The following is a 1457-nucleotide window of genomic DNA, read 5'->3' as shown; positions in this document are numbered from 1 at the left end:
GACGGGGGCGGTCGGAGGCCGGGGTCGGGGACGGTCGCACGTGCACTCCTCTCCCATCCTCCAGATGTCCTACCCGCACTCTGCCATGCCTCACCTCCGGTGACGGAGGTAAACGACAAAGTTCGCCCAAGGAGGGACCTTCGTCCCTCCGCGGCGCGGAATCAGCTCGGGCGAAGCGTTGTTCTCCCCTACACCGCGCCCGGAGCAGCAGCGTCCGGGCGCGCCACACGCGAGTATGCGGGGGAGGGCCGACAGACCATGCCGACAGCCGGGACGTGCCTGGAGCGCGAGGAGACGGTGTCGGCGCCACGCGGCGCCGATGCGCGGGTCCGTGCCATGGGACCGTATCGTTGGGGTATGGACGCCCCAACCGGGACCAGCGCGAGGAGGCCGACGGGCTTGGAACAGGGCCAGGAGCAGGAGACAGCCGAGGAACGGGAAGAGCGCTTCGAGAGGGACGTGCTTCCCTTCCTCGACCAGCTCTACTCCGCGGCGCTGCGGATGACCCGTAACCCCGCCGACGCGGAGGATCTCGTACAGGAGACCTTCGCCAAGGCGTTCGGTTCGTTCCACCAGTTCAGACAGGGAACGAACCTCAAGGCGTGGCTCTACCGCATCCTCACCAACACCTTCATCAACTCCTACCGCAAGAAGCAGCGCGAACCGAAGCAGGCGGGGACCGAGGACGTCGAGGACTGGCAGCTGGCGCAGGCCGCGTCGCACACCGCGGCGGGCCTGAAGTCGGCTGAGGCCGAGGCGCTCGAACACCTCCCCGACACCGACGTCAAACGGGCGCTCCAGGAGCTGCCCGAGGACTTCCGGATCGCGGTGTACCTCGCCGACGTCGAGGGCTTCGCGTACAAGGAGGTCGCCGAGATCATGGGGACGCCCATCGGGACGGTCATGTCCCGGCTGCACCGCGGGCGCCGCCAGCTCAGGTCGATGCTGGAGGAGTACGCGGTGGAGCGGGGGTTCCTGCCGGCGCGGGCGGCGGCCGAGGCCGGCGCGGTCGCCTCGGGGACGTCCCCGCGCGGACGGGGACAGGACGTCTCGGATCGAGGAGACCGGCAATGAGCGGCGGCCACGGCGAACACAGCGACACCCCGTGCAGCGAGGTGCTCGCCAAGCTCTACACCTACATCGACGGCGAGCTTGAGGAGGGCAACTACGAACAGGTGCGCGAGCACCTGGACGGGTGTGGGCCCTGCCTCGACGAGTACGGCCTCGAGGAGGCGGTGAAGAAGCTCGTGGCCAAGCACTGCGGCTGTGATCCGGTGCCGATGGACCTGAGGGACAAGGTGCTCAACCGCCTGGCCCGGGCGCGCACGGAGCAGTTGGCCCGGGAGGCCCGCGTGGAAAGCCCGGGCACCGCGCCCTCCTGAGGGAGCCCGGGCACGACCGGGCCCGGTACCGGACGAAACCTGGCACACCTGGTGGCGGAAGCTGGAATTCCAGCT

2 protein-coding genes are annotated in these 1457 nt (G+C 69.4%); both read left to right on the top strand.

Annotation, left to right across the window (positions count from 1 at the left end):
- Positions 1-357 precede the first annotated feature (357 nt).
- The gene (locus tag DQW06_RS13935; protein WP_049800385.1) at positions 358-1074 is read left to right on the top strand and encodes a sigma-70 family RNA polymerase sigma factor; all 717 of its coding nucleotides are present in this window, start codon (positions 358-360) and stop codon (positions 1072-1074) included.
- Complete coding sequence (gene rsrA / locus DQW06_RS13930) at positions 1071-1382, top strand: mycothiol system anti-sigma-R factor (RefSeq protein WP_013154705.1); 312 nt, start codon at positions 1071-1073, stop codon at positions 1380-1382. Before DQW06_RS13935 ends, rsrA begins: the two co-directional genes overlap by 4 nt.
- Positions 1383-1457: the final 75 nt, after the last annotated feature.

This window comes from Nocardiopsis sp. TNDT3 (assembly GCF_003427465.1).
Taxonomy (GTDB): Bacteria; Actinomycetota; Actinomycetes; order Streptosporangiales; family Streptosporangiaceae; genus Nocardiopsis; species Nocardiopsis dassonvillei.
This window is presented reverse-complemented; position numbering and strand designations above follow the sequence as displayed.